Origin of the sequence: Pandoraea pneumonica, assembly GCF_049918595.1 — a bacterium.
Lineage (GTDB): Bacteria > Pseudomonadota > Gammaproteobacteria > Burkholderiales > Burkholderiaceae > Pandoraea > Pandoraea pneumonica_A.
Window position 1 is genome coordinate 713,334 of the sequence record NZ_JBNCRZ010000004.1, and the last position, 24,041, is coordinate 737,374.

Genomic DNA, 24,041 nt, shown 5'->3' on the forward strand with positions numbered 1-24,041 from the left:
GCCTATCTCATTTAGATGAACGCATCTGCTCGAGCGCTGCCGCCACACCCGCACCGTAAGCCCGATCGGCTTTCGTGCAGTTTTCTATGTGACGTTGCGCGATGGGTGGGGAAACCCCTGCCAACTGCCGAGCGGTGTTCTCGAATAGCAATTCGCGTTGTGCGGCGCTCATCTTTCGGAAGAGGTTGCCTGGTTGCAGGTAGTGGTCATCGTCGACACGATGATCCCAATGCGCTGCCGCGCCATCGAGCGCCAGCGGCGGTTCGTTGAGCAAAGGCTGGTCGACCCAATACCCCTTGCTGTTCGGCCAATAGGAGGGCGTGCCGCCCAGATTGCCGTCGGTACGCATGCCGCCGTCGCGGTGATAGCTCTGGAAGGGACATTGCGGCGCATTCACGGGGATGTGGTTGAAATTCACGCCGAGCCGGTACCGTTGCGCATCGCCATAGGAGAACAAACGCGCCTGTAGCATCTTGTCCGGCGAGAAGCCGATGCCGGGCACGACGTTCGCAGGCGAGAACGCTGCTTGCTCCGTTTCTGCGAAGAAGTTTTCGGGATTCCGGTTCAGCTCGAAGTAGCCGACCTCATGAAGGGCAAACTCGCCCTTCGGCCAGACCTTCGTGACATCGAATGGATTGAACGCAAGGGCTTTAGCCTGGGCGTCCGTCATCACCTGAATGAACAATGTCCAGCGAGGGAAGTCGCCTTTCTCGATGCTCTCGTAAAGGTCGCGTTGGTGCGTTTCGCGGTCCTTGGCGATGACCGCCTCGGCTTGATCGTCGGTTAGGTTCTCAATGCCTTGTTGCGTTCGAAAGTGGAATTTCACCCAGGTTCGCTCGTTGTCCTGGCTGATAAAGCTGAACGTGTGACTACCAAAGCCATGCATGTGGCGAAATGATCGCGGAATGCCTCGTTCGCTCATGACGATGGTCACTTGATGCAGAGCCTCCGGCAGCAGCGACCAAAAGTCCCAGTTGCTCTCCGCACTGCGTAGCCCGGTGCGCGGATCGCGCTTAATCGCGTGATTGAGATCGGGGAAACGCAACGGATCACGGAAGAAGAATACCGGGGTGTTGTTGCCGACAAGGTCCCAATTGCCTTCTTCGGTATAGAACTTCAACGCGAATCCCCGAATGTCGCGCTCGGCATCGGCAGCGCCGCGCTCGCCCGCGACCGTCGAGAAACGCGCGAACACGGGCGTCTTCTTGCCGATTTCTGAAAATATCCGCGCTTTGGTGTAGCGGGTGATGTCATGCGTCACCGTGAACGTGCCGTGAGCGCCGGCGCCTTTAGCGTGCATGCGCCGTTCGGGTATCACCTCGCGGTCGAAGTGTGCGAGTTTCTCGATCAACCATACGTCTTGAAGCAGGGCCGGCCCGCGTGGGCCGGCTGTCTCGATGTTGACGTTGTCGCTCACTGGGGCACCGGTGGCACGAGACAACTTGGAGGGGGTGGGTTGCTTAGCCATGAGGGGACTCTCCTTGACAGTTTGGCTTTGCGGATCCGGCCGCTGCGTCGATCAGCCCTTCCAGGCGGAAGCGCGAATCACGCTGCAGAAGTTGCCGGCATGGAAATGTGGCGTTTTGTCTGCGATGACATCCGCCTTCACGTTGCCGAATGTGGTGTCGGGCTTGTTTTTGATGCCGTCGTAGAAGGCCTGAATGATGTCTTCCTTGAAATGCGGCGTACGCGGATGCGCAGCCACCACAGCTTCTCGCTCGATGTCGGTGTACTGGTCGTAAGTCAAACCAAGCACGTCCATCTCGACGCCGGCCGTTACCAGCGCGATCACCGGATGCATGTGTTGGGGAATGCCCGGTGTCGTGTGAAGCGCAATTGCGGTCCACACCACGTCGATATCCGATTGCGTGATGCCTTTGCGCTTCAAGAAATCGCTGGCGGCATTGGCGCCATCAACTTCGAATCGCTCGCAGGCGCTGCTGTGTTCGTGCGTCAGTCCCATGTCGTGGAACATGCATCCGCAGTACAGAAGTTCAGGGTCGAACTTCAAACCGCGATGCTTACCCGCGAGTGCGGCGAAGTAAAAGACACGGCTCGAGTGATCGAACAGCAGCGGCGACTCGGTGTCGCGAACGATCTCAGTGACCTCGCGAGCGAACGTGCTGTCGGGAACAGCGATACCAGCAATATTTGCACTCATTGATGACCTCCGTGGAAAACACTTTCCATTCTGGACAGCGAGGTGATTGACCGCTATCGATGCACGGTGCCCTATCCAGCCAGATCGGTGTGCATGTCGGCCACATGAAGCTTGCTCTCGATGAACACGTGCTGAATGCCGAAAATCTACGGGAAGCCTATGACGGCGATAGCCATTTTGAATTGTTCATCTACGGGGTTTTCGCGCCATAGTCTTGCCGGAATCAAGCAATTTTCCGCCTGTGAATAAGATTTTCTCTATCCCATTCGATGAATCCGTTATGAGCTATACCGAAGAGAAATATAGGAATACTGAATATAAAAATAGCGTCATGGGAATTGAACCACCGAGAGGATTGGAAGCGCTCCTGAAGGCAGCGAATATTTCGATCAATGGTTCCCGTGAATGGGATATTCGCGTGCGCGATCCGGGCGTTTACCGGAAAGTACTTTCGCGGTGGTCGCTTGGGCTGGGGGAGTCCTACATGGAGGGGCAGTGGGAGTGCGATCGCCTGGATGAATTCTTCACTCGATTGCTTCGAACGGACATCGATTCTGCGGCTGTGGGCATTGCGAAGCTCCACCTCATGCTTTCACACATGCGCCACCGGTGGTTCAATTTGCAATCAATAGGGCGTGCGTTTCAGGTCGGGGAGCAACACTATGATGCGGGCAACGATATTTTTGAGGCCATGCTCGACAGCCGGATGATTTACTCATGCGGCTACTGGCAGCGAGCCTCCGATCTGGAGGAGGCCCAGTTCGACAAGTTGGACATGATTTGCCGGAAGCTAGATCTGAGACCGGGCGAGACGCTGCTGGACATCGGCTGTGGCTGGGGTGGGCTCGCGCAGTTTGCCGCGGAACACTACGGCGCTAGAGTTACCGGCGTCACCATTTCGAGAGAGCAATTGTCCTTTGCCAGAACTAGGTGTCAGCACCTTCCTGTGACGTTCTTGCTGCAAGACTATCGAGAACTGGACGGCAGATTCGACAAAATCGTATCGGTGGGGATGTTCGAGCACGTGGGGCCCAAGAACTATGAAACTTACTTCGACACCGTCAGTCGGCTCTTAGCCCCGAACGGACTCTTTCTTCTGCACTCGATCGGTATTGCGCAGACAAGCGAGGGGACTGACCCGTGGATCGAGAAATACATTTTCCCTAACGGAAAACTACCCTCTGCCGGCGAAATTTCACGAGCCGTAGAGGGACGTTTTGTCGTCGAGGACTGGCATAACTTCGGGGCGGACTATGACCGGACGCTCATGGCGTGGTGGGATCGATTTCAAGCCGCCTGGCCAAGTTTGCAGTCGCGCTACGACGTGCGGTTTTACCGTATGTGGAAATACTATCTGCTGAGTTGCGCGGGATTCTTCCGCTCGCGACATGGGCAACTATGGCAATTAGTGCTCACGCATCCTCACCATATGGGGACGTACCGGTCGTTTCGGTTTAACACCGCGGAAAAGTGAGTGCCACCGATGGCGGGCACGAAGTTCCCCCCAATCGATGCCGAGCGAGCCTCGGGCTACGAGATGCTTGCCGACGTAGAAATGGCGGCAAAGATCGCAACGTTGGCGGACAAGGGCGGGTCTGTTGTGTGGAGAGAAATCGTTGAACTGGTCAAAATGCTCTCGACAGCAATGGATCAGTTATCCCGAAAGTAATGTGGAACGATAATCAAAAGCCGAAAGAACTAGGTAACCCAGCGGCAGTGGGGCTGGCAGGGTTCGCGATGACCACGTGGCTGTCCAGCATGATCAATGCGGGGTGGTTCTCGATTGAATCCAATAGCCTGGTTTTTGCGATGGCACTGGCCTATGGCGGTGGTGGGCAGGTTCTCGCCGGAATGGTTGAATTTTTTAGGGGAAATACTTTTGGAGGCACCGCTTCGCTGAGCTTCGGGTGCTTCTGGATCTCTTATGTGATCTTCTTCCGTTTCTTCGACAGCAGCGCCCCACCGGCATTTGTTGGTTGGTACTTTTGTCTTTGGGGAATTTTCGCGCTATACATGTGGATCGCGACGTTACGATCTCCGCGCGCGTTGCAGACGGTCTTTCTATTGCTGTGGATAACGCTTTTTTTCGCCGCTTCGGGTGAATGGATTGGCGCAAGAATTCTAGTGATGGTGTCCGGCTATGTAGGGTTATGCACAGCGGCCGCCGCACTCTATTATTCAGCGGCCATCGTGATCAATGACGCCCATGAACGGGTAATACTACCGATCGGGGAGTTCAAATGATGCTGCTCGGGCATGTTGATTGAAGCTCTGATTCCGAATAGGGTTGCTCGCGAAGCCGCGTAAGAGCAGTGCCGTACCCCTGTCACACATCCGACACACCCCGCCTTTAAGCTACGCGGTCATCGTGCTGGCGCGACCACTTCCGTGCTGGCCTCTTTCGCGTACCCGCTCCCATTGTTTCGATGACCGACAAAGAAAAGAGCTGGGCGATTGCCGAGGATGTGGCGCGCATGGCCGGGGTGTCTCGCTCCGCCGTTTCGCGCACCTTCACGCCCGGTGCCAGCGTCTCGCCTAAGACGCGCGCCCGTGTGCTCGAAGCCGCGAAGACGCTGAACTACCACGTCGACATCAACGCCCGGAACATGATTCAGGGCCGTAGCACCTTCGTCGGCGTCGTCACCTCCGCGCTGGTCAGCCCTTTCCGCGCCCAACTGCTCGCCCCCATCGCCCACCACCTCGGTGCGCGCGGCCTGCTGCCCATTCTCATGAATGCCGACGATCCCGATCAGACCAGCTACGCCTTGCAGCGTCTGCTGAGCTATCGCATTGCTGGCGTCATCATGACTTCGGGTGCACCGCCGCTCTCACTCGCACGCGAATACATCGAGCGCAAAGTGCCGGTCGCCATGATCAACCGCGCCCCCGAACTCGAAGGCGCGGACGTCATCAACAGCGACAACCACGCCGGTGGCGAACTCGCCGCGCGTGAACTGTTCAACTCCGGCGCGACACGCTTCGCTTTCGTCGGCCCGCACACCACCCACTTCAGCGGCCGTCAGCGTTGCGAAGGCTACGTCGACGCGCTCACGCGTCTGGGTGTGCGCAAGAACCGGATCACGCTGTGCAACTCCACGATCTCGTCGTATGAAGCCGGGCAACTGGCGGCGCGTGAAGTGTTAGCCGACGCCGCACAGGCCCCCGACGGCATCTTCTGCGCTACCGACATGGTCGCGCTCGGGTTCATGGATGAAGCCCGCCGCGCATTCGGCCGCCGCTTCCCGGAAGACATGCGCATCGTCGGTTTCGACGACATTCAACACGCCGCGCTCGACAGCTATCGCCTGTCGACCATCGCACAGAACACCGACACGCTCGCCCATAGCGTGGTCGACATGCTCTCGCACCGCATCACCGACTTCTCGCGTGCCGCAGAAGTCCGCATCGCCCCCGTCACCTTCGTGCGCCGCTCCACCACTGGCTGACGCGCCCATCACGGACCGCCCCCGACCCTTCCCATGCTGACGAAGCCCAAACCTCCGATCATTGCGTCCAACATTGCAAACGAGTGCAATGTGGCGGCACGTGCTGCGCTGCTCGCGCCACCCACACGCTCCGACCCTCCCGCACGCTCCAGCCTCGCGGCCCGCCTGCTGCACACCGCACGCCGCACCGTCGCCGTCGCGATGAGCGCTTTGATGACCGTAGCCGCCGCAGCAGTGCTCCCACCATCGACCGCGCACGCCGCCGACCGCCTGAGTCTGCTGTGTTCGGCGGACCTCGAATGGTGCCAACTGATGAAGAAGCGCTTCGAGAAAGACACCGGCATTGGCGTGGCGATGATTCGCAAGAGCGCGGGCGAAGCCCTCGCGCTGCTCACCGCGCAACGGGCGCGTCCGCAGTTCGACGTGTGGTGGGCCGGCTCCGGCGACTCGCATTTGCAGGCCGCCTTCGAAGGGCTGACCGAGGCATACCGCTCGCCGTCATTGCCGCAGTTGCAGCCATGGGCGCAGCGCTTCGCACAGACCGGGCGGGATCGCACCGTTGGCGTTTATCAAGGTTTGCTCGGCATCGGCTACAACGCGACGGAATTGCGCAAACGCCACCTCGATCCGCCAAAATGTTGGCGTGACCTGCTCGCACCCACGTGGAAGGGCGAGATACAGATCGCCAACCCCAACGCCTCTGGCACCGCTTACGTAGCACTCGCCACTCTCGTGCAACTGATGGGCGAGGACGAAGCCTTCCGCTACCTGCGCGCGCTGAATGCCAACGTCAGCCAATACACCGCGACCGGCGTCGCCCCTGGCGAAGCGGCGTCACGCGGCGAAGCGAGTATTGCCATCGAATTTCTGCACGACCTCGTCAAACAACGTGTCGCAGGCTTCGATATCGCCACCGTCGCGCCATGCGAAGGCACCGGATTCGAGATCGGCGGCATGAGCCTGATCGCAGGGGCAGCACATCCCGCGCTCGCAAAGCAGTTCTACGAATTCGCATTGCGTGCCGACGTGCAATCGCTCGCCGAACAGGCACACGCCTACCAGTTGCCGTCGAACCGCGACGCCGCGATTCCGAAGGACGCGCCGCTTCCCGCCAGCATCAAACTGATCGACTACGACGCCGCCCGCTTCGGCGACCCGGCAACGCGCAAGCGCCTGTTGCAGCGCTGGAACAGCGAAATCTATGCCCACGCCCGCTAAGCTGCCGCACGACGTGTTCACGCGCGGTGTGCTGATCGCCACCGTGCTGGCGCTGGGCGTTTTCGTCGCGTGGCCGCTCGCCAATAGCCTCTTCTCGCTGGTGCCAGCGTGGCAAAACGCAGGCGGTGATCTTTCCGCCGCGTGGACCACGCTTGCGCCTGACGTTTGGCGGTTCGGCTGCTTGCGCGATGCTGGCGCCTGCGGCAGCGGCTGGCACAGCATTGCGCTCGGCGTCGCCTCCGCAGTGGCGTCGACGGTGCTCGGCGCAGCGCTCGCACTTCTCGCCACGCGCGGCGCGCTTACACGTTCTCGTGCGGGTGCGGCGTTGCTGCGCGGCGTGGCCCTGCTGCCCGCGATCACACCGCCGTTCGCCGTAGGACTCGCGCTGATTCTTCTACTCGGACGCAACGGTGCGATCACCCAAGCCATCGCCAACTGGTTGGGTATTGCCCCGGGGCGCTGGTTATACGGCCCGCTGGGCCTCTGGCTAGCGCAATGCTTGGCATTCACGCCAGTTGCATTTCTGACGGTGCTTGGCGTGGTTCAACGCTTACCCGCCGTGCTTGAGGAAGCCGCCGCTACGCTGCGCGCCACACATTGGCAGACGTTTCGCACTGTGACGTGGCCGATGATGCGCCCGGGTCTCGCGAACGCGTGGCTTCTGTGTTTCATCGAAAGCCTTGCCGACTTCGGCAATCCGCTGGTGCTGGGCGGCAACTTCCGCGTGCTGTCCTCGGACCTGTACTTTGCCGTCGTCGGCGCAGAACAAGACCCGGGCCGCGCTGCTGCACTCGCGGTCTGGTTGCTGTTGCTGGCGCTGGGCGCGTTTGCGCTACAACGCCGCTGGCTCGGAGAACGCAGCTATGTTGCTGTGAATGGCAAAGGCGGTGGAGGGCGCGCTGCACCACTCGATGTGCGCCTTTCATGGTCGCTGACCGCACTTGTGACACCGTGGTGCGTGCTGACGCTGGCGGTCTACGGCACGTTGCTGGCGGGTGGCTTCGTCACGTTGTGGGGCGTCGATTTTCATTGGACGTTGGCGCATCTGACCGACGTATTCGGTATCGCGATAGAAGGCGGCGCGTTGACGCTCACCGGACAAGCGTGGCCCTCGGCGCTGGAAACGTTGCGTCTGGCTGCCATTGCCGCACCGCTGACCGCCATCGCTGCCGTTCTCGGCGGCTGGCTGATCGCACGCCGTCAGTTTGCCGGACGGCGCTGGCTGGAAGGCGCACTCGTCGCCGCGTTCGCCATTCCGGGCACGGTCATCGGGCTTGCTTACGCGCAGACGTTCAACGCCGCGCCGTTGGCGCTGACCGGCACCGGGGCGATTCTCGGGCTGTCGTTCCTGTTCCGGAATATGCCGATGGGGCTTCGCACGACCGTGGGTGCGCTGGCACAGATCGATCCGAGTCTGGATGAGGCGTCGGCCACCTTACGCGCAGGCAGTTGGACCACGCTGCGCCGTATCTTGCTGCCGTTATTGCGCCCGGCATGTGCGGCGGCGCTGATCTACGGCTTTGTGCGCGCCGCGACGGCAGTGAGTGCCGTGGTGTTCCTCGTCAGCGCCGATCACGATCTGGCGACGACCTATCTCATCGGACTCATCTCGAACGGCAGCTACGGCCCGGCGCTGGCGTATGCCGGTGTGCTGGTCGTGGTGCTGTTCAGCATCGTCGTATCGCTAGAGGCGGCATTGCGCGCGAGCGAAACCAAACGCGCTCGTTTGACCCGTGCGATCACAGCGCCGACGCCCGAAGCGCTCGGCGACACGCCACCCATCCGCAGGAAATCCCTCGCATGAACGCAGCGCAAATCCCCCCAGAACCGACGACACGCGGCGCGCTGGCTTTCGAGAACGTCCGCAAGGCGTGGGGCAACCACGTCGCGATCCCCGATCTGTCGTTCACGGTAGCGCCGGGCACATTGACGACGTTGCTCGGCCCGAGCGGCTGCGGCAAGACGACGACGCTTCGTTTGATCGCCGGACTTGAACTCCCCGATGCCGGGCGCATCACGCTCGGCAACCGCGACGTGACACGCCTTGGCGCGCAACATCGCGACGTGAGCATGGTGTTCCAGTCGTATGCGCTGTTCCCGCACATGAGTGTGTTTGAGAACGTGGCTTACGGCCTCACCGTCACGCGCGTGCCGCAGCAGGAACTACGCGAACGCGTGGCCGAATCGCTCACGCGCGTCGGCCTCGCTGCGATGGCGCAACGCATGCCTGCCGAGTTATCCGGCGGACAGCAGCAGCGTGTGGCCGTCGCGCGTGCCTTGGTGCTGGAACCTGAAGTCATGCTGTTCGACGAGCCACTGTCGAATCTCGACGCGCGCTTGCGTGTGCGCGTCCGAGAAGACATTCGCGATCTTCAGACGCAGCTCGGTTTGACGGTGGTCTACGTCACGCACGATCAGGAAGAAGCGTTGGCGATCAGCGATCAGGTCATCGTCATGCACGAGGGCCGCATCGCGCAGCAAGATGCACCGCGCACGCTGGTCGAACAGCCTGCCGACGCGTTCGTCGCGACATTCATCAGTAACGCCAATCTGATCGACTTGCCCGTGATCGCGCAGCGCGATGGACACGCGCAATGCGATTTCCACGGTCTGCCGCTCACACTGCCTTACGCCGGACCTGCGTTGAAGCACGCCCGCGTCGCCATCCGGCCCGAAGCGCTGACGCTGCATGCCGTTCCCGCTACCGCCCCCGTTCCCGAGGACCGCGCCGACGCGCTGCGCGGTCCTGTCGGTGAAATCCGGCGCGCCACCTATCTGGGGCGCGCCACGCAGTACTTCGTTCAAACCTCCGCAGGAGACCTCGTGGTCTTGTCACATCAATTCGAAACTCCGTTCCCCGTCGGCACGCGCGTCGCCGTCGGTTTGCATGCGCGTGGCGCAGCCATCGTAGGAGCCGCTCAATGACCGGAACCGAACGTCAAACGATGCCGCCAGCAAGCGCTGGCAACGCCAGTGCCGACGACGCACTCGATACCCGCTATCGACTCTCACAATCCGTCGCTCGCGAGGCCGGACTGCGCGCACTCGCCATGTTCCGAACACGCGATGCGCTGACTGTGGAATACAAAGGCGTGCAGGACGTCGTGAGCGTGGCCGACCGCGCCATCGAACAACTGGTGCGCGATCGTGTTGCGGCAGCATTTCCGAGCGACGCCTTCCTCGGCGAAGAGAGTGCCGCTGCCGGGCGAGTGCCCGCGTCCTCACGTGTGATGTGGGTGGTCGATCCGATCGACGGCACGGCGTGCTTTCTGCATGGCATGCATGCGTGGTGCGTGTCGATTGCGGTGATCGTCGACGGTGTTCCCGTGATCGGCGCGATCTACGACCCGAATGCGGATGAACTCTTTCACGGCGCTGCCGGACGCGGCGCGTTCGTCGACAACGCCGTCCTCGCGAGTCCTTCGACGCCGCGCACACCGGACGGCGGTGAAGCGCACGTCGCACGCGTGAGTACGCCATTGCACGTGGCAGACGTCGACGCACCGACCCAAGGGGTGCTCGGCGTGGGGGTATCGCATCGCGTCGACCGCGCTGACTTCCTGGCGTTTCTCGATGGCTGGCTCGCACGCGGCGGCATGTTCGTGCGCATCGGCTCGGGCGCGCTGATGATGGCGTACACCGCAGCAGGGCGACTCATCGGTTATTACGAGCCGCATATTCACGCATGGGATTGTTTGGCAGGTGTAGTGCTCGTGCAGGAAGCCGGTGGTCGTGTGAGCGATTTTCTTGCCGACGATGGGCTAACGCGCGGCAATCCGATTCTCGCGTCCAGCAAACCGCTCTACAGCACGCTGAATGACGTGGTGAGTGCATCGATCCAACGCAGCGCGCCAGCTCCCGAATAAGCGCCGTCACGGCATTTGTTTCACTGGTATTGCATACGATTGCAATTTCCACGTCTGCAACACGACGACAGACCCCTAGCGAAGCCTCGTCGGACAACACGAAAAATTCACCGCGCACGGCCAGTCCTGTCACGGTGAGGTCATAAGGAATTTCTACAATTCGTGTCGTTGTCCGAATCGCATGTTGTCTGCGTCGTTTTGCACACGTGTGCAAACAGATTGCAAAAAACACCGCGTGCCATTCGATGCCGTTGATGACCTGCGTTTGCAAAGACGCACAAGGAGAGTTCGATGTCTGGAGCGAATGGCGTGATGCCGCCGCTGCAAGTCCCGGCGTTGCCAAGTTGGTTGACGGGGTCCGCGCAAGCTATGCGCCCGCGCGCCAATGCCGTATCGGATAGCCCGGCGGCGGCAGGCGTGTCGCAAGCCGTATCGCGACGCGCTTCGCAGACCTTGTGGCTCGCGGGCGTGCTCGCGTTGCACGGCGTAGCCTTCGTGATGGCATTGCAATGGCATAGCGATCCGACCGTGGTCACCCCGCCGGCGCCGATCTACGCCACGCTCGTGCAAGAGACGCCGACACCTGCCGTCGCGCAACCTCAACCGCAGACACCGCAACCACCGAAGCCCCAGACACCGCCGAAGCCGCACATCACGCCTAAGACGACGCCGCGCCCTGTCGCACCGTCGTCGCAAAGTGCGCCTGCACCGAGTGCCCCGACGGCCGACCCGACACCGGCACCTTCGGCATCGGCTGCCCCGAGCGCCGCAACGGCACCCACGCCGACGCCGTCGCCGGTCGTCCCTTCAACACCCCGCACCATCGCGCACGGCGTGCAGTACTTACGCGCGCCGGTGCTCACGTATCCGGAGTCGTCGCGACGCATGGCAGAGGAGGGCGTGGTGACCGTGCGTGTGCTGGTCGGCGCCGATGGTCTGCCGCGCGAGATCACGGTGCGCCAGTCGTCCGGCTCCGTCGCGCTCGACACCGCAGGCGTGCGCGCTGTGCAACAAGCCGTGTTCAAACCCTATACCGAGGACGGCAAACCGCAAGCCGTCTATGTGATCGTGCCGCTGCGTTTCTCGCTCGACACCTGACCCGCTCACCCGCTTATTTCTCCCGAGGCTCTTATGGCAATTCCTCAAATCGGTTTCGACACGTTGTGGGCGCAAGCCGACGGCGTGATCAAGGGCGTCGCCCTGATGCTGTTCGTGATGTCGGTGGCGTCGTGGTACGTCATCGTGACCAAAGCGTTTGCGAACTGGCGTCTGCGCCGCATGGCCGATCAGGCCAACGGGGCGTTCTGGAAAGCAGGCTCGTTGCGTGATGGTGTCGCCGCCCTCGACGGCGATGCCCGCGGCAACCCCTTCGTCGAACTCGCCCACACCAGCCTCGACGCCACGTTGCAACACCATCAAGCCACCGCTGCGGGGCGCACGCCGCCGGTGCTGTCGGATTGGTTGACCCGTGCATTGCGCGAACGTATTGCCCGCCGTCAGGTGCGCATGCAAAGCGGCATGCCGGTGTTGGCAACGGTCGGCTCCAGCGCGCCGTTCATTGGCTTGTTTGGCACGGTGTGGGGCATTTATCACGCGTTGATGACCATCGGCGCGTCGGGGCAAGCCAGCATCGGCGAAGTCGCCGGGCCGGTCGGCGAGACGTTGGTGATGACCGCGCTCGGTCTGGCTGTCGCCATTCCCGCATCGCTGGCATACAACGCCTTACTGCGCGGCAACAAGACGTCGGTGGCAGCGTTGTCGGCCTTCACGTACGAACTGCACGACATGATCGTCGTCGGACAGCGTTTGCCGGAAGGCGGCGAGCGAATCGACGCCGGTGCCGACACCACCACGCTTGCGACGGCCAAGGAAGCCCGCCGTCGCGAAGCGATGCCGGAGGCCGCGTAAATGGCTGGCACCATGCCCGGCGAAGTCGAAGACGACTTCAATCCCGAGATCAACACCACGCCGCTCGTGGACGTGATGCTGGTACTGCTCGTGATCTTCATCATCACGATGCCCGCCTTGCAACACGCCGTGAAGATCGATCTGCCGCGCGCTGCATCGGCACCCGCCGAGGTGAAGCCGCAGACGATCGATGTGGCCATCGATGCAACCGGGGCCATTCACTGGAATGACCGCGTTGTCGATGTCGATGGCATGCGCGTCTTGATCGCCGACGCCGCTCGTGCCCAACCGCAACCGGAGTTGCATCTTCGGGCGGATCGCAAGACGCCGTACGAGGACGTCATGCAAGTGATGTCGGCGGCGCAATCGGGCGGTCTTGCGAAGATCGGTTTCGTCAGCGAGGCGGCCAAACGCTGAAGGCCCGACGGCCGGAATTCGCCCCTCGCCGCCGAGCGACTAGCAGTCACCTGTTTCCCCATTTCGATAAGGCATACCGGCCGCTGCTGCGGCACCGGTGAGGGCGTTTGCACGCCCGCGCCGGTGCCGACAGCGAGCTAAACGTCGCCGGTTGCCAGATGACCACAACCTTACGCACACCCACTTCGATCACCATGCGCCACGACCTATTGCAACGCCTGACGCATCGCCAGCCCGCTGCCGCGAGCGCTTCCATGATGTCTCCCCATACTTCCACGCTGTACGCGCGCCTCGTCGCCGCCGGGCTCTGTCTGGCTGGCTTGTTGCCGCTCGCTGCCCAAGCGCAGGCCAAAGCCGACGCGGCGGCTACGACGGTGGTGGCCGCAGCAGGCAGTGAAGCCACGCTGCCGGAAGTGAACGTTTCTGCCGCACAGATCACGTCGCCCACGAGCCTCAAGCGCAGTGCCAGCGCCGGTGCGCTCGGCGATCACGCCGAAATCGACACGCCGTTTTCGATCAAGTCGGTGTCCGGTGAAGAGATCGAAGACCGTCAGGCCAACATCCTCTCGGAAGCGGTGAAGTACGACGCATCCGTCACGTCGATTAGTACTAGCTACAGCACGCACCCGGCTACGCTCGCCGTGCGCGGTCTGCCGCTCGACGACCTCAACGGCTACAAGATCGACGGCCTCGCGAGCGTAAACCGTGGCGTGGAAATGCCGCTGGAAATGTTCGACCGCATCGAAGTGCTCAAGGGCCTGACAGGCTTCATGTACGGCTTCGGCAGCCCGGGCGGCATCGTCAACTACGTCACCAAGCGCGCAACGGAACAGTTCACGCTGAGCTACGACCAGGGCTGGAGTGAAGACGGCGTGTGGAAGGAGCACATCGACACGGGCGGACGCTTCGGTAAGGACGACCGCTTCGGCTACCGTTTCAACGCGGTGCACGAAGAAGGCAATGCCGCTGCCGATAGCGCGAAGATCAACCGCACGTCGGTCGGCCTCGGTCTCGACGCGCGACTGACCAACGACCTGACCGTCACGCTCGATACGATGTGGCAAGAACGTCGCACGTCGGGCGGCGTCGACATCATCACCAGCCCGAAGTACTCGGTGCCCGACCCGATCTCGGGCCGCTCGAAGCTGTACAGCAACGGCTCCTACACCGACGTGACCTACAAAATGGCCACGCTCGGCGTGCAGTACAAAATCGCGCCGGAGTGGGTCGCCAAGGTGGCGTATCGCTATTCGGATTCGGTGCGTCAGTACAAGAAGGATCAGTACTACATTTCGAGCAACAAGGGCGACTACTCGGACCGCATTAGCGCCGAGTATCACAGCTACGAGTTCGACGAAGTGCAGGCGACGGTCGAAGGCAAGTTCAAGACCGGGCCGCTTACGCATGAGGTGGTGCTCGGCGCGAGCAACCTCGTGCTGCTGTCGAACAAGTCGGTGAACACGCCGAAGGTCGTGGTCGGCAACGGCAATCTCTACTCGCCGACGATCTACTCGGCCAACAACATCAACTTCAGCGGCGGCACGTACGGCGACGACAAGCTGACGCAACGCGCGATCTTCGCGAGCGACCGTATCTCGTATGGTTCGTGGTCGTTGCTCGCCGGTGTGCGTTACCAGACGTATGACGAAATCGCGCATGCGTCGGCAACCGCAGCGGCGACGACCTACCACGCGTCGCCGGTCACGCCCACGGTAGCGCTGATGTATTCGCCGCGCAGCGACCTGACGTTCTACACCAGCTATGTCGAATCGCTGGAGCAGGGCGGCACCGCCGACAGCACGACGAAGAACGCCAATCAGCAAATGGCCCCGATCAAGAGCCATCAGTACGAAGTGGGTGTGAAGACGGATCAAGGCCGCTGGCGTGCCACGGCCGCACTGTTCCGTGTGGAGCGCGGGGCAGAGTACGTCAACAGCGCGAACTACTTCGTGCAGGACGGCAAGGTGCGCTATCAAGGCTTTGAACTGGGCGGCTCGGTCGACGTGCTGCGCAGTCTGACGCTCGATGCAAGCGTGATGGGCCTCGATTCGAAGTACGTGAACGCGGCGGCAGGCGTGAACGGCAAGCGTGCCGTCGGTGCCCCGAACTGGCAGGCGGCGTTCCAGGCCACGTGGCGTGTTCCCGCGGTGCAAGGCCTGTACTTCCAGTTCGGCGTTCGCTACCTCGGCGGCATGGCGATCGACTCGGGTAACGTCAACTACATCAACCCGTCGGCACTGCTCGACGCCGGTGTGGGTTATCGCACGCGTGTCTATGGCAAGCTCGTGACGCTGCGCGCCAACGTGACCAACCTGACCGATCGCCGCTACTGGTCGTACTACCAGGGGAACTACCTCCAGGTCGGTGCACCGCGCACGCTTAGCCTCAACGCACGTATCGACTTCTGATCGGGAGACAGAACGCCATGCAAGCAACTTGCCGTGTGAACGGTGCAGGGTGGGGGGCGATGGCGTGGGTCATCGCCGGTGGGTTGGCGGTGGCGTTCGTGCCTCTGGGGGCGGGCGCTGCGTCGACGACGTCAGCGGCTTCCGTTGGATCGGCGCAAACCGCTGCGCCGGGCACTGCGTGGGCGCCTTCGGGCATGCAATTGGAGCGCGCGGTAATCGTGATGCGTCACGGGGTGCGCGCGGCCACGGACACGCCGAAGATGGACGCGGCTTCCGCACAACCATGGCCCGCGTTCGAAGTCGCCGACGGACAACTGACGCCGCACGGTTACAAGGCGGTGACGTTGCTGGGCGCATGGGAGCGCGGCACGCTTAACCGTGCAGGGCTGCTGAGCGAAGGCGCCTGCGCCGGGGCGAGCGAAACCTTTGTTTGGACCAGCCCGTCCGCACGGACTCAGGCGACCGCGAAAGCCTTGCTCGACGGCATGTTCCCCGGTTGTGGTGTGCCGGTGAAGCACACCACGAACGCCGCCGACACGCTGTTCCACGGCGGCGAGATCGGGCTAGGTACGCCCGACCCCAAGCTTGCGCATGACGCCATCCTGCGTGCAATGGGCGGCGATCCTGAGCTGGCGCGCAAGAAGTACGACGCCGATGTGGCGGCAATGGTCGAGGCGGTTGGTGTACCGGCCGATTGCGCGGCTAAGCGCGGTGCGGAGGCATGCGGTCTGTATGCGAAGGCGTGGGGCGTGAAGGACAGCGGGAAGATCGGCCTCACCGGTCCGGTGTCGGTCGGTGCGAGCATGAGCGAGACCATTCGCATGCAGTACGCGGACGGGTGGCCGCTTGAACGCATCGCCTTCGGGCATGTGAAAGGCGAGGTCGATGTCATCCGCTTGATGGGCCTGCGCAGCGCCAAATACGATCTGGTCAATCACACGCCGTATCTCGCGCGCCGGGGCGGATCGCAGTTGCTAAGTCAGGTGGCGATGGCGATTGAGGCGGCACCGGCCGCAGCGACGGCTAAACCCGTGAAAGGCGCACCGCCGCCCGCGCGGCTGACGGTGTTTGTGGCGCATGACACCAACATCTCGCAGGTGCGGGCGATGCTCGGCTTCGACTGGAAACTGGGCGCGTATCGCGATAACGACGTGGTGCCGGGCGGCATGCTGATGTTCGAACGCTTCGTTCGTCAGCGCGACGGTAAGCGTCTCGTGCGCGTGTCGTATGTTGCGCAGAGTCTCGATCAGACGCGCAATCTCGCGCCACTCGATGCAGGCAATCCGCCGTTGCGGGCGGTGTATCAACCGAAGTCCGCCGGCAGCGAATGGATGACGTTAGGGCAGTTCAAGTCGCTGACGAATGGCGTCATTGACCGCACGGCCATCGCGCCCGAGGCTTACGTCGACGCAAAGTAAATCGGTGCATGAACGGGCGGCACGATGCGTGTCGCCCGTTTTTCCGATGCAGGCATCACTGCGCGCCCGCACTTGCCCGCAGCAATTCCCCAAAGCGCCCTTCGCACCAGCGCATGACGTCATTGGGTTCGCGCCCAAAACGCCACACCATGCGCACCGGCAATTGCGGCAATCCCAAATCGTCGCAGCGCAATTCGTGCAGGTCTTCGTACTTCGCGATGTCGATGGGCAGCACGGCCCAGCCGAGCTTGTCGACGACCATGCTGGCGATCACGTACGAGCTATCCGCCCGCCAGATCGACGGGCTGAGCTGCAACGGCGTGATGTCGTCCATTTGCAACAGAATTTGCCGGTATCTCGCCAAATCGCCACGCGATACCTGATCGCGAAAAGCGAGCGGATGGTCGCCCGCGACGAACACGCCCTGCACGGCGGAACCCACGTACTTGTGCCCGAGCGCGGACGAAATCGCGCCACGGTCGACGTGAAAGCCGATATCCGCGCGCTGCTTCTCCACGTATTCCGCCACTTCGGTGGACGTGCCGTTGAGCAGCGTCAGCTCCAGGTAGGCGAACTGATGTGCGAGATCGCGAATGAGCTCGCTCACCGCCTGATAGGGCAGCGCTTCGTCGATGGCGAGCGACAACTGGGGCTGCTCGCCATACGCCAGCGCATTGGCCCGATGGTTCAAGCCCTCGGCCTGACGCAACAACTCCTTGGCTTCGAGCAGCATCACGTCGCCCTGATCGGTCAGGCGGGCGTTGCGGCGGCTGCGGTCGAATAGCTCGAACCCCAGATCGGCTTCTAGCAGTGCGATGGCGGTGCTAACGGCCGATTGCGCTTTACCCAAACGACGCGCGGCAGCCGATATCGATCCCTCTTCGGCTGCCGCCACAAAATAGCGCAATTGTTCAATTGTCCAGTTCATCCATCCATTCTATAGATAGGTTCCAACTTTTTCTAACATCGATTTCACGTCAGAATCGCGGTTCTCCTAGTGAAACGCCAATTTGAAACGCCGAAACAGGCGAGGCGGCAGACGACCGGATCCCCGGTCCGGCGGTCTTCAGTTCAGACCTCTTCGCGCGACGCGCACCTGCCATCCACGGCGACCCATGAAGAGACGCAGGTACCCGGTTCCCCATCACCGGCCCTGCTCCCGGGCCGACGGCGCGCTCCCAACGCGGTGTCGGCACCCCCCCGACCGGATGTCGTAAATCCAACGTTTTTACATGTCATCAAAAATCGAATACCGAGCCCGTTTCGGAATGCTAACGGGCGCACTCGTGGGTCTACTCGCCCTCGCAGCTTGTACTGACCGCGGCAAAGAAGAGAAGGCCGACGCCACACCCGAAGCCGTGGTGCGCACGGTCGAGCGCCGTGCCGAGCCACTCACGACGCAACAGCCGGGACGCCTGGAGGCCTTCCGCAGTGCCGACGTGCGCGCTCGCGCGGGTGGCGTCGTCATGGAGCGCCGCTATCAGGAAGGGCAGAAGGTCGCGCGTGGCGACGTGCTGTTCCGCATCGACCCGCAGCCGCTCTCGGCCGCGCTCGATGCCGCACGTGGCGCGCTTGCCAAGGCGCAGGCTGAACACGATTCCGCGAAAGACAAGATCGAGCGCTATCGCGGCCTGCTCGAAGAGCGCGCCATCAGTGCGCGTGAAGACGCCGAGTCGCGCGCTGCCGAAGCCCGCACCCGGGCCGACGTGCTTGCCGCCCGTGCGGAAGTCCGTCGCGCCGAACTCAATCTGGGTTACACGAATGTCGTTTCGCCGATCGCAGGGCGTGTGCGCCGTGCCGAGGTGACGGAAGGCGCGCTGGTCGGTCTCGATTCGCCTACCTTGCTCACGCGAGTGGAGCAGATCGATCCGATCTACGTGAACTTCTCGCAGCCAGCTGCCGAGGTGTACGCCATGACGCGCGATCTGCGCGCGGGCAAGTTGCAAAACGGCAACGAAGCGGCGGCACCGAAGGTGCATGTCACGCTGCCCGACGGCCGCGAATACGACTTGCCGGGCAAGCTCCTGTTCACCGATCTGGCGGTCGATCCGGGCACGGACACCATCGCCATGCGTGCATTGCTGCCGAACCCGGACGGCGTATTGCTGCCCGGCGCGTTCGTGCAAGTGCGCATGCAAGGCGCGGTTAATCCGAACATCGTGCGCGTGCCGCGCGAGTCGCTGCTGCGCACCGCCGACGGTGCCGTCGTGCGCGTGGTCGATGCGCAGGGCAAGGTGCACGACACGAAGGTGCGCGCCGAGGCGATCGAAGGTCGCGACTGGCTAGTGACCGACGGTCTCAAGGGCGGGGAACAAGTGATCGTGCACAACGTGGCCCAGTTTGCCGACGGCATGCAAGTCAAGGTGAAGGCCGACGGCGCGCAGAAGGTTGCCGCCGCGCCCGCGGCCTCGCCAGCCAAACCTGAATCCGCGTCCGGCGCCAATGCCGCCGGACCGGCCTCCCAAGCGGAGACGCATTAATCATGGCTCGTTTCTTTATCGATCGCCCGGTCTTTGCCTGGGTGATCGCCTTGATCATTACGCTGGTCGGGCTGCTGTCGATCCGGGCACTCCCGGTCGCGCAATACCCCGACATCGCGCCGCCGATCGTCAGTATCTGGAGCAGCTATCCGGGCGCGTCGGCCAAAGTTGTCGAAGACTCGGTGACGGCCGTGATCGAGCGTCAGATGAATGGCGCGCCGGGCCTGATGTACATGAGTGCATCGAGCGGCAACGGCGAATCCTCGATCAGCCTGTCGTTCAAGCAGGGCACCAGTCTCGATCTGGCCGCCGTCGAAGTGCAGAACCGGTTGAAGACCATCGAGTCGCGTCTGCCGGAAGTTGTGCGTCGCTACGGCGTGAAGGTCGAGCGTGCGGCGGACAACGTGCAGATGGTGGTCACGCTCTCGTCGAGCAATCCGTCGGTCGACGAGTTCGACCTAGGCGAGATCGCCGCTGCGCAGGTCATGAACCAGCTCAAGCGCGTGCCCGGTGTCGGGCAGGTGCAGTTCTGGGGCACGGAAAAGGCCATTCGCATCTGGCCCGATCCGTCCAAGCTGGTCGCCCTCGATCTGACGGCTTCCGACATCGTTTCGAAAGTGCGCGCCTATAACGCGCGCGTGACCATCGGCGATCTCGGCGCAGGCGCTACGCCTACCGCTGCGCCGATCAACGCGAATGTGGTCTCCGACAGCGCGCTGTCTACGCCCGAGGAGTTCGCCAATATTCCGCTGCGCGTGCGTGCCGATGGCTCGGCCATCCGGCTGGGCGATGTGGCGCGGGTGGAGTTGGGCGCGTCGGATTACAACTACTCGTCGCGCGTCGACGGCTTACCCGCCACGGCCATGGGTATCAAGCTCGCCGCCGGGTCGAATGCCATCGAGGTGATGAAGGCTGTGCGCGCAGTGATGGATGAGCAGGCGAGCCTGTTCCCGGCAGGCGTGTCGTATCAGATTCCGTACGAGACGGCGTCGTTCGTGAAGGTATCGATCCAGAAGGTTTTCAAGACCTTGCTCGAAGCGGTCGTGCTCGTGTTCCTGGTGATGTACTTGTTCATGCAGAACCTGCGGGCCACGTTGATTCCGACGCTCGTCGTGCCGGTTGCATTGCTCGGCACGTGCGGCGTGCTGCTCGGTTTGGGCTATTCGATCAACACGCTCACGATGTTCGGCATGGTGCTTGCCATCGGCATTTTGGTCGACGACGCCATCGTCGTGGTCGAGAACACCGAGCGGATCATGGTCGAGGAAGGGCTGCCACCGTACGCCGCGACGGTCAAAGCCATGCGGCAGATCAGTGGCGCCATCGTGGGTATTACGGTCGTGCTGGTGACGGTGTTCGTGCCGATGGCGTTCTTCTCGGGCGCCGTGGGCAACATCTATCGTCAGTTTGCGGTGACGCTCGCGGTGTCTATCAGCTTCTCGGCGTTCCTCGCGCTCTCGTTGACGCCTGCACTGTGCGCCACGTTGTTGCGCCCGATTTCGGCCGATCACCACGAGAAGCGCGGTTTCTTCGGCTGGTTCAATCGCACGTTCGCACTAGGCACCGAGCGCTACACGCGCACGGTCAGCAACACGCTGCGTCGTCCGTGGCGTGCCGTTGTGGTCTACGGCATTGTGCTCATCGCCGTGCCGCTGGCGTTCATGCGACTGCCGTCGGCCTTTATTCCTGAGGAAGACACGGGCAGCTTCATGGTGATGGCTTCCGAGCCGCAAGGCGCGACGTTGCCGGAAGCGATGACGGCGCTCAAGCGTATCGAGAGCTACCTGATGAAGGACGAGCCGGTCAAACACGTCTTCGTGCTGGGTGGCTGGAACGAGTTCGGCGCGGGTCCGGGCGGCGGCATGTTGTTCGTCACGCTCAAAGATTGGCATGAGCGCACGTCGAAGCACGACGGTGTGAATGCCATCGTCGATCGCGTGAACGCCAAGTTCGGCGGTCAGCCCGATCGCATGGTGCTGGCGATGAACAGCCCGGCGCTGCCGGAACTGGGGTCGTCGAACGGCTTCAGCCTGCGCTTGCAAGATCGCGCGGGTGTCGGCAACGAAACGCTCATCGCTGCACGCGACCAATTGCTCAAGCAGGCAGTGGAAGACCCGGTGCTCAAGAACGTGATCTTTGCCGGTCAGGGCGATGTGCCGCAGATCGACGTCACGCTCGACCGTCGCAAGATGGAAGCGCTGAAAGTGAGCATGGACGAAGTGAACACCACGCTCGCGACGATGTTCAGCTCGGACTACGTGGGCGACTTCATGCTCGGTGCCGAGAACCGCCGCGTGATCGTGCAGGCCGACGGTCGTCAGCGCGTGTCGCCGGAGAACGTCGGCAACTTGCGCGTGCGCAATGCCAATGGCGAGATGGTGCCGCTCTCGGCGTTTGTCTCGCTGAAGTGGAAGCTCGGTGCGCCGCAGTTCAAGCGTTACAACGGCTACCCGTCGTTCACGATTCAGGGCGAATCGGCTCCGGGCAAGAGCAGTGGTGAAGCCATGGCGCGCATGGAGCAGTTGATGGCCGACTTGCCGAAGGGCATCGGTCACGAGTGGAGCGGTCAGTCGCGCGAAGAGCGCATTTCCGGCGCACAGGCACCGATGTTGTTCGCGTTGTCGGTGCTGGTGGTGTTCCTCGCGCTTGCGGCGCTCTACGAGAGTTGGGCGATTCCGGCCGCCGTCATCATGGTGGTGCCGCTGGGCGTGATCGGCGCCTTGGGGGCGGTAAGTCTGCTCGGCATGCCGAACGACATCTACTTCAAGGTCGGTTTGATCGCGACCATCGGGCTGTCGGCGAAGAACGCGATTCTGATCGTGGAAGTCGCCAACGACTTGGTGAAGCACGGCATGGGCTGGGTCGAGGCGGCGATCGAAGCGGCCCGTCTGCGCTTGCGCCCGATTGTGATGACTTCGCTCGCCTTCGGCTTCGGCGTAATCCCGCTGGCCATTGCAACGGGCCCCGCCTCTGGTGCGCAACGTGCTATCGGCGTGGCGGTGCTGGGCGGGATCATGTCGGCCACGGTGCTCGCGATCTTCCTCGTGCCATTGTTTTTCCTGTGGGTCGGCCGCTTCGTGCGCCGCCCGAATCCGAATCAGGCGGATGCATCGCGTGATGTCACGTCGGCCGCCGAGGGGAATGTATGACGAAGTTTCGACCCCGCACTAGCGGGATGACCTTGAACCGCACGGGCATGCTGGCATCGCTCGCCTTGTTTGCGATGCTGGCCGGTTGCACGCTAGCACCGACGTACGAGCGTCCGGCGGCGCCGATGCCGACGACTTTCGAGGCCGCGCCGGAGGGTGCTGGCGTAGCGTCGCCGGCGCTCAGTTCGCTAACAGCGCTCACGCCTGCGCCGAGCGCCGACGCCGATTGGGCGGAAGTGTTCACCGACCCGGGCCTGCAAGGCCTGATTCGCAAGGCGCTCTCGCAGAATCGTGACTTGCGGCTGGCCTCGCTGCGCGTGCAGGAAGCGCGCGCCCTGTATGGCATCGAAGCCGCCAACCTGCTGCCGAGCGTGCAAGCGGGCGGTACGTTCGGGCGTCAGCGCTATGCGGGCACGTCCGACGGCAACGGTGGCACGACCGGCAACTATGTCGCCAACGATCTGCGCGCGACGCTCGGCGTGAGCGCGTTCGAGCTCGACTTTTTCGGGCGTGTGCGCAGTCTGAAGGATGCGGCGCTCAACGAGTACCTCGCCAGCGAGGAGGCGCAGCGCGCGGCGCAGGTCAGTCTGGTCGCCGAAGTCGCCACGTCGTACATCGGTCTGGTGGCATTGAGCGAGCAGATCAACTACGCCCGCGAAGTGTTGGCGGCGCGCGAGGAAGGGATTCGCGTGATTCGCTTGCGGGCCGAACGCGGGCTGGTCGACGACCTCGATCTGAACACCGAAACGACGCAAGTCGAAGTCGCCCGCGCGGCGCTTGCCGAGCGCGAGCGTCAGCGCAGTCAGGTTGTGCATGCATTGCAGGTGCTCACGGGCGATGTCAGCACGCGTCCGGTGTCGGCCGCCACGCTCGACGATGCCTTCGTGGTGCCGGTAGCCGCCGGGTTGCCGTCGTCGTTGCTGATGCGTCGTCCGGACATTCGCCGTGCGGAAGCGCAGTTGCGCGCCACCAATGCGAATATCGGCGCAGCACGTGCAGCGTTCTTCCCGTCGATCAAGCTCACCACGGACATCGGCACGGCCAGCACGCGCTTTGCCGATCTGTTCGGGGCGGGCTCCGGCGTCTGGTCGTTCGTGCCGCAAATCACCGTGCCGATCTTCGACGGTGGCCGCAATATTCAAGGCCTGAACCTTGCGGAAGTGCGCAAGGAAATGGCGGTGGTGACTTATGAGCAGACCATTCAGACGGCCTTCGCCGAAGTCGACGATGCGCTGGCGGCACAGTCGCAACTGGCGCGTCAGTTTCAGGCGCAGAAGCGGGTGTCGGACGGCGAGCGTGAGCGGTTGCGGCTCGCCAAGCGCCGCTACATGAACGGTGTGGCGAGCTATCTCGAATTGCTCGACGCGCAGCGCAGCGAGTTCCAGGCGGCGCAACAGTTGATCGACGTGAAGCAGCGGGTGCTGGTCAATCATGTGGCGCTGTATCGCGCGCTGGGTGGAGGCTGGGAGCCTGAGCCATCGGCGTCGTGATCGATGGCTAGTGCGTTGTGAAAGCAAAACCCCGCCGGTTCGACAGACCCGGCGGGGTTTTTCACATCTGGCGGGCGGCG

Annotated in this window: 19 protein-coding genes; 16 read left to right on the forward strand and 3 right to left on the reverse strand. The window is 62.7% G+C overall.

The window, feature by feature from the left end; translation table 11 throughout:
• Positions 1-7: 7 nt before the first annotated feature.
• Positions 8-1,468, reverse strand: a complete 1,461-nt coding sequence (locus ACPWR9_RS19820; RefSeq protein ID WP_426330797.1) for a catalase — start codon at positions 1,466-1,468, stop codon at positions 8-10.
• Between the two features lie 51 nt (positions 1,469-1,519).
• The gene (locus ACPWR9_RS19825) at positions 1,520-2,161 is read right to left on the reverse strand and encodes an HD domain-containing protein (RefSeq protein WP_426330796.1); all 642 of its coding nucleotides are present in this window, start codon (positions 2,159-2,161) and stop codon (positions 1,520-1,522) included.
• 331 nt (positions 2,162-2,492) lie between these two features.
• Between ACPWR9_RS19825 and cfa the strand changes: the two genes are divergently transcribed.
• The 13 genes from cfa (at position 2,493) to ACPWR9_RS19890 (ending at position 16,842) form a co-directional block, all read left to right on the forward strand.
• Complete coding sequence (gene cfa, locus ACPWR9_RS19830; protein WP_426331094.1) at positions 2,493-3,635, forward strand: cyclopropane fatty acyl phospholipid synthase; 1,143 nt, start codon at positions 2,493-2,495, stop codon at positions 3,633-3,635.
• Entirely contained in the window at positions 3,636-3,830 is a 195-nt protein-coding gene (locus tag ACPWR9_RS19835; protein WP_426330795.1) for a hypothetical protein, read from the forward strand.
• Positions 3,830-4,405, forward strand: coding sequence for an acetate uptake transporter (locus tag ACPWR9_RS19840; protein WP_426330794.1), 576 nt, complete (start codon positions 3,830-3,832; stop codon positions 4,403-4,405). The genes ACPWR9_RS19835 and ACPWR9_RS19840 overlap by 1 nt, the downstream gene beginning before the upstream one ends.
• Positions 4,406-4,587: 182 nt before the next feature.
• The gene (locus tag ACPWR9_RS19845) at positions 4,588-5,607 is read left to right on the forward strand and encodes a LacI family DNA-binding transcriptional regulator (RefSeq protein WP_426330793.1); all 1,020 of its coding nucleotides are present in this window, start codon (positions 4,588-4,590) and stop codon (positions 5,605-5,607) included.
• A 33-nt stretch (positions 5,608-5,640) separates the two neighbouring features.
• Complete coding sequence (locus ACPWR9_RS19850) at positions 5,641-6,825, forward strand: ABC transporter substrate-binding protein (protein ID WP_426330792.1); 1,185 nt, start codon at positions 5,641-5,643, stop codon at positions 6,823-6,825.
• Positions 6,809-8,629, forward strand: a complete 1,821-nt coding sequence (locus ACPWR9_RS19855; protein ID WP_426330790.1) for an ABC transporter permease — start codon at positions 6,809-6,811, stop codon at positions 8,627-8,629. Before ACPWR9_RS19850 ends, ACPWR9_RS19855 begins: the two co-directional genes overlap by 17 nt.
• The gene (locus tag ACPWR9_RS19860) at positions 8,626-9,750 is read left to right on the forward strand and encodes an ABC transporter ATP-binding protein (RefSeq protein WP_426330789.1); all 1,125 of its coding nucleotides are present in this window, start codon (positions 8,626-8,628) and stop codon (positions 9,748-9,750) included. Before ACPWR9_RS19855 ends, ACPWR9_RS19860 begins: the two co-directional genes overlap by 4 nt.
• On the forward strand, positions 9,747-10,691 hold the full coding sequence (locus ACPWR9_RS19865; protein ID WP_426330788.1) for an inositol monophosphatase family protein: 945 nt from the start codon (positions 9,747-9,749) through the stop codon (positions 10,689-10,691). The genes ACPWR9_RS19860 and ACPWR9_RS19865 overlap by 4 nt, the downstream gene beginning before the upstream one ends.
• Positions 10,692-10,982: 291 nt before the next feature.
• Entirely contained in the window at positions 10,983-11,789 is an 807-nt protein-coding gene (locus ACPWR9_RS19870; RefSeq protein WP_426330787.1) for an energy transducer TonB, read from the forward strand.
• Between the two features lie 33 nt (positions 11,790-11,822).
• Complete coding sequence (locus ACPWR9_RS19875; RefSeq protein ID WP_426330786.1) at positions 11,823-12,599, forward strand: MotA/TolQ/ExbB proton channel family protein; 777 nt, start codon at positions 11,823-11,825, stop codon at positions 12,597-12,599.
• Complete coding sequence (locus ACPWR9_RS19880) at positions 12,600-13,016, forward strand: ExbD/TolR family protein (RefSeq protein ID WP_426330785.1); 417 nt, start codon at positions 12,600-12,602, stop codon at positions 13,014-13,016.
• 254 nt (positions 13,017-13,270) lie between these two features.
• On the forward strand, positions 13,271-15,424 hold the full coding sequence (locus ACPWR9_RS19885; protein ID WP_426330784.1) for a TonB-dependent siderophore receptor: 2,154 nt from the start codon (positions 13,271-13,273) through the stop codon (positions 15,422-15,424).
• 17 nt (positions 15,425-15,441) lie between these two features.
• The gene (locus tag ACPWR9_RS19890) at positions 15,442-16,842 is read left to right on the forward strand and encodes a histidine-type phosphatase (protein ID WP_426330783.1); all 1,401 of its coding nucleotides are present in this window, start codon (positions 15,442-15,444) and stop codon (positions 16,840-16,842) included.
• Positions 16,843-16,897: 55 nt separating this feature from the next.
• Here the strand turns inward: ACPWR9_RS19890 and ACPWR9_RS19895 are convergent, their stop codons facing one another.
• Positions 16,898-17,770 (reverse strand): LysR family transcriptional regulator, encoded by an 873-nt coding sequence (locus tag ACPWR9_RS19895; RefSeq protein ID WP_426330782.1) that lies wholly within the window; start codon positions 17,768-17,770, stop codon positions 16,898-16,900.
• A 304-nt stretch (positions 17,771-18,074) separates the two neighbouring features.
• Here ACPWR9_RS19895 and ACPWR9_RS19900 point away from each other — a divergent pair, with 304 nt between their 5' ends.
• Genes ACPWR9_RS19900 through ACPWR9_RS19910 form a run of 3 tightly spaced genes read left to right on the forward strand, consistent with a single transcriptional unit; the run spans position 18,075 to position 23,961 of the window.
• A complete protein-coding gene (locus ACPWR9_RS19900) occupies positions 18,075-19,322 on the forward strand; it encodes an efflux RND transporter periplasmic adaptor subunit (RefSeq protein ID WP_426330781.1) in 1,248 nt (415 codons plus the stop codon).
• 2 nt (positions 19,323-19,324) lie between these two features.
• Positions 19,325-22,471 (forward strand): multidrug efflux RND transporter permease subunit, encoded by a 3,147-nt coding sequence (locus ACPWR9_RS19905; RefSeq protein WP_426330780.1) that lies wholly within the window; start codon positions 19,325-19,327, stop codon positions 22,469-22,471.
• The gene (locus ACPWR9_RS19910) at positions 22,468-23,961 is read left to right on the forward strand and encodes an efflux transporter outer membrane subunit (RefSeq protein ID WP_426330778.1); all 1,494 of its coding nucleotides are present in this window, start codon (positions 22,468-22,470) and stop codon (positions 23,959-23,961) included. Before ACPWR9_RS19905 ends, ACPWR9_RS19910 begins: the two co-directional genes overlap by 4 nt.
• Positions 23,962-24,041 lie beyond the last annotated feature (80 nt).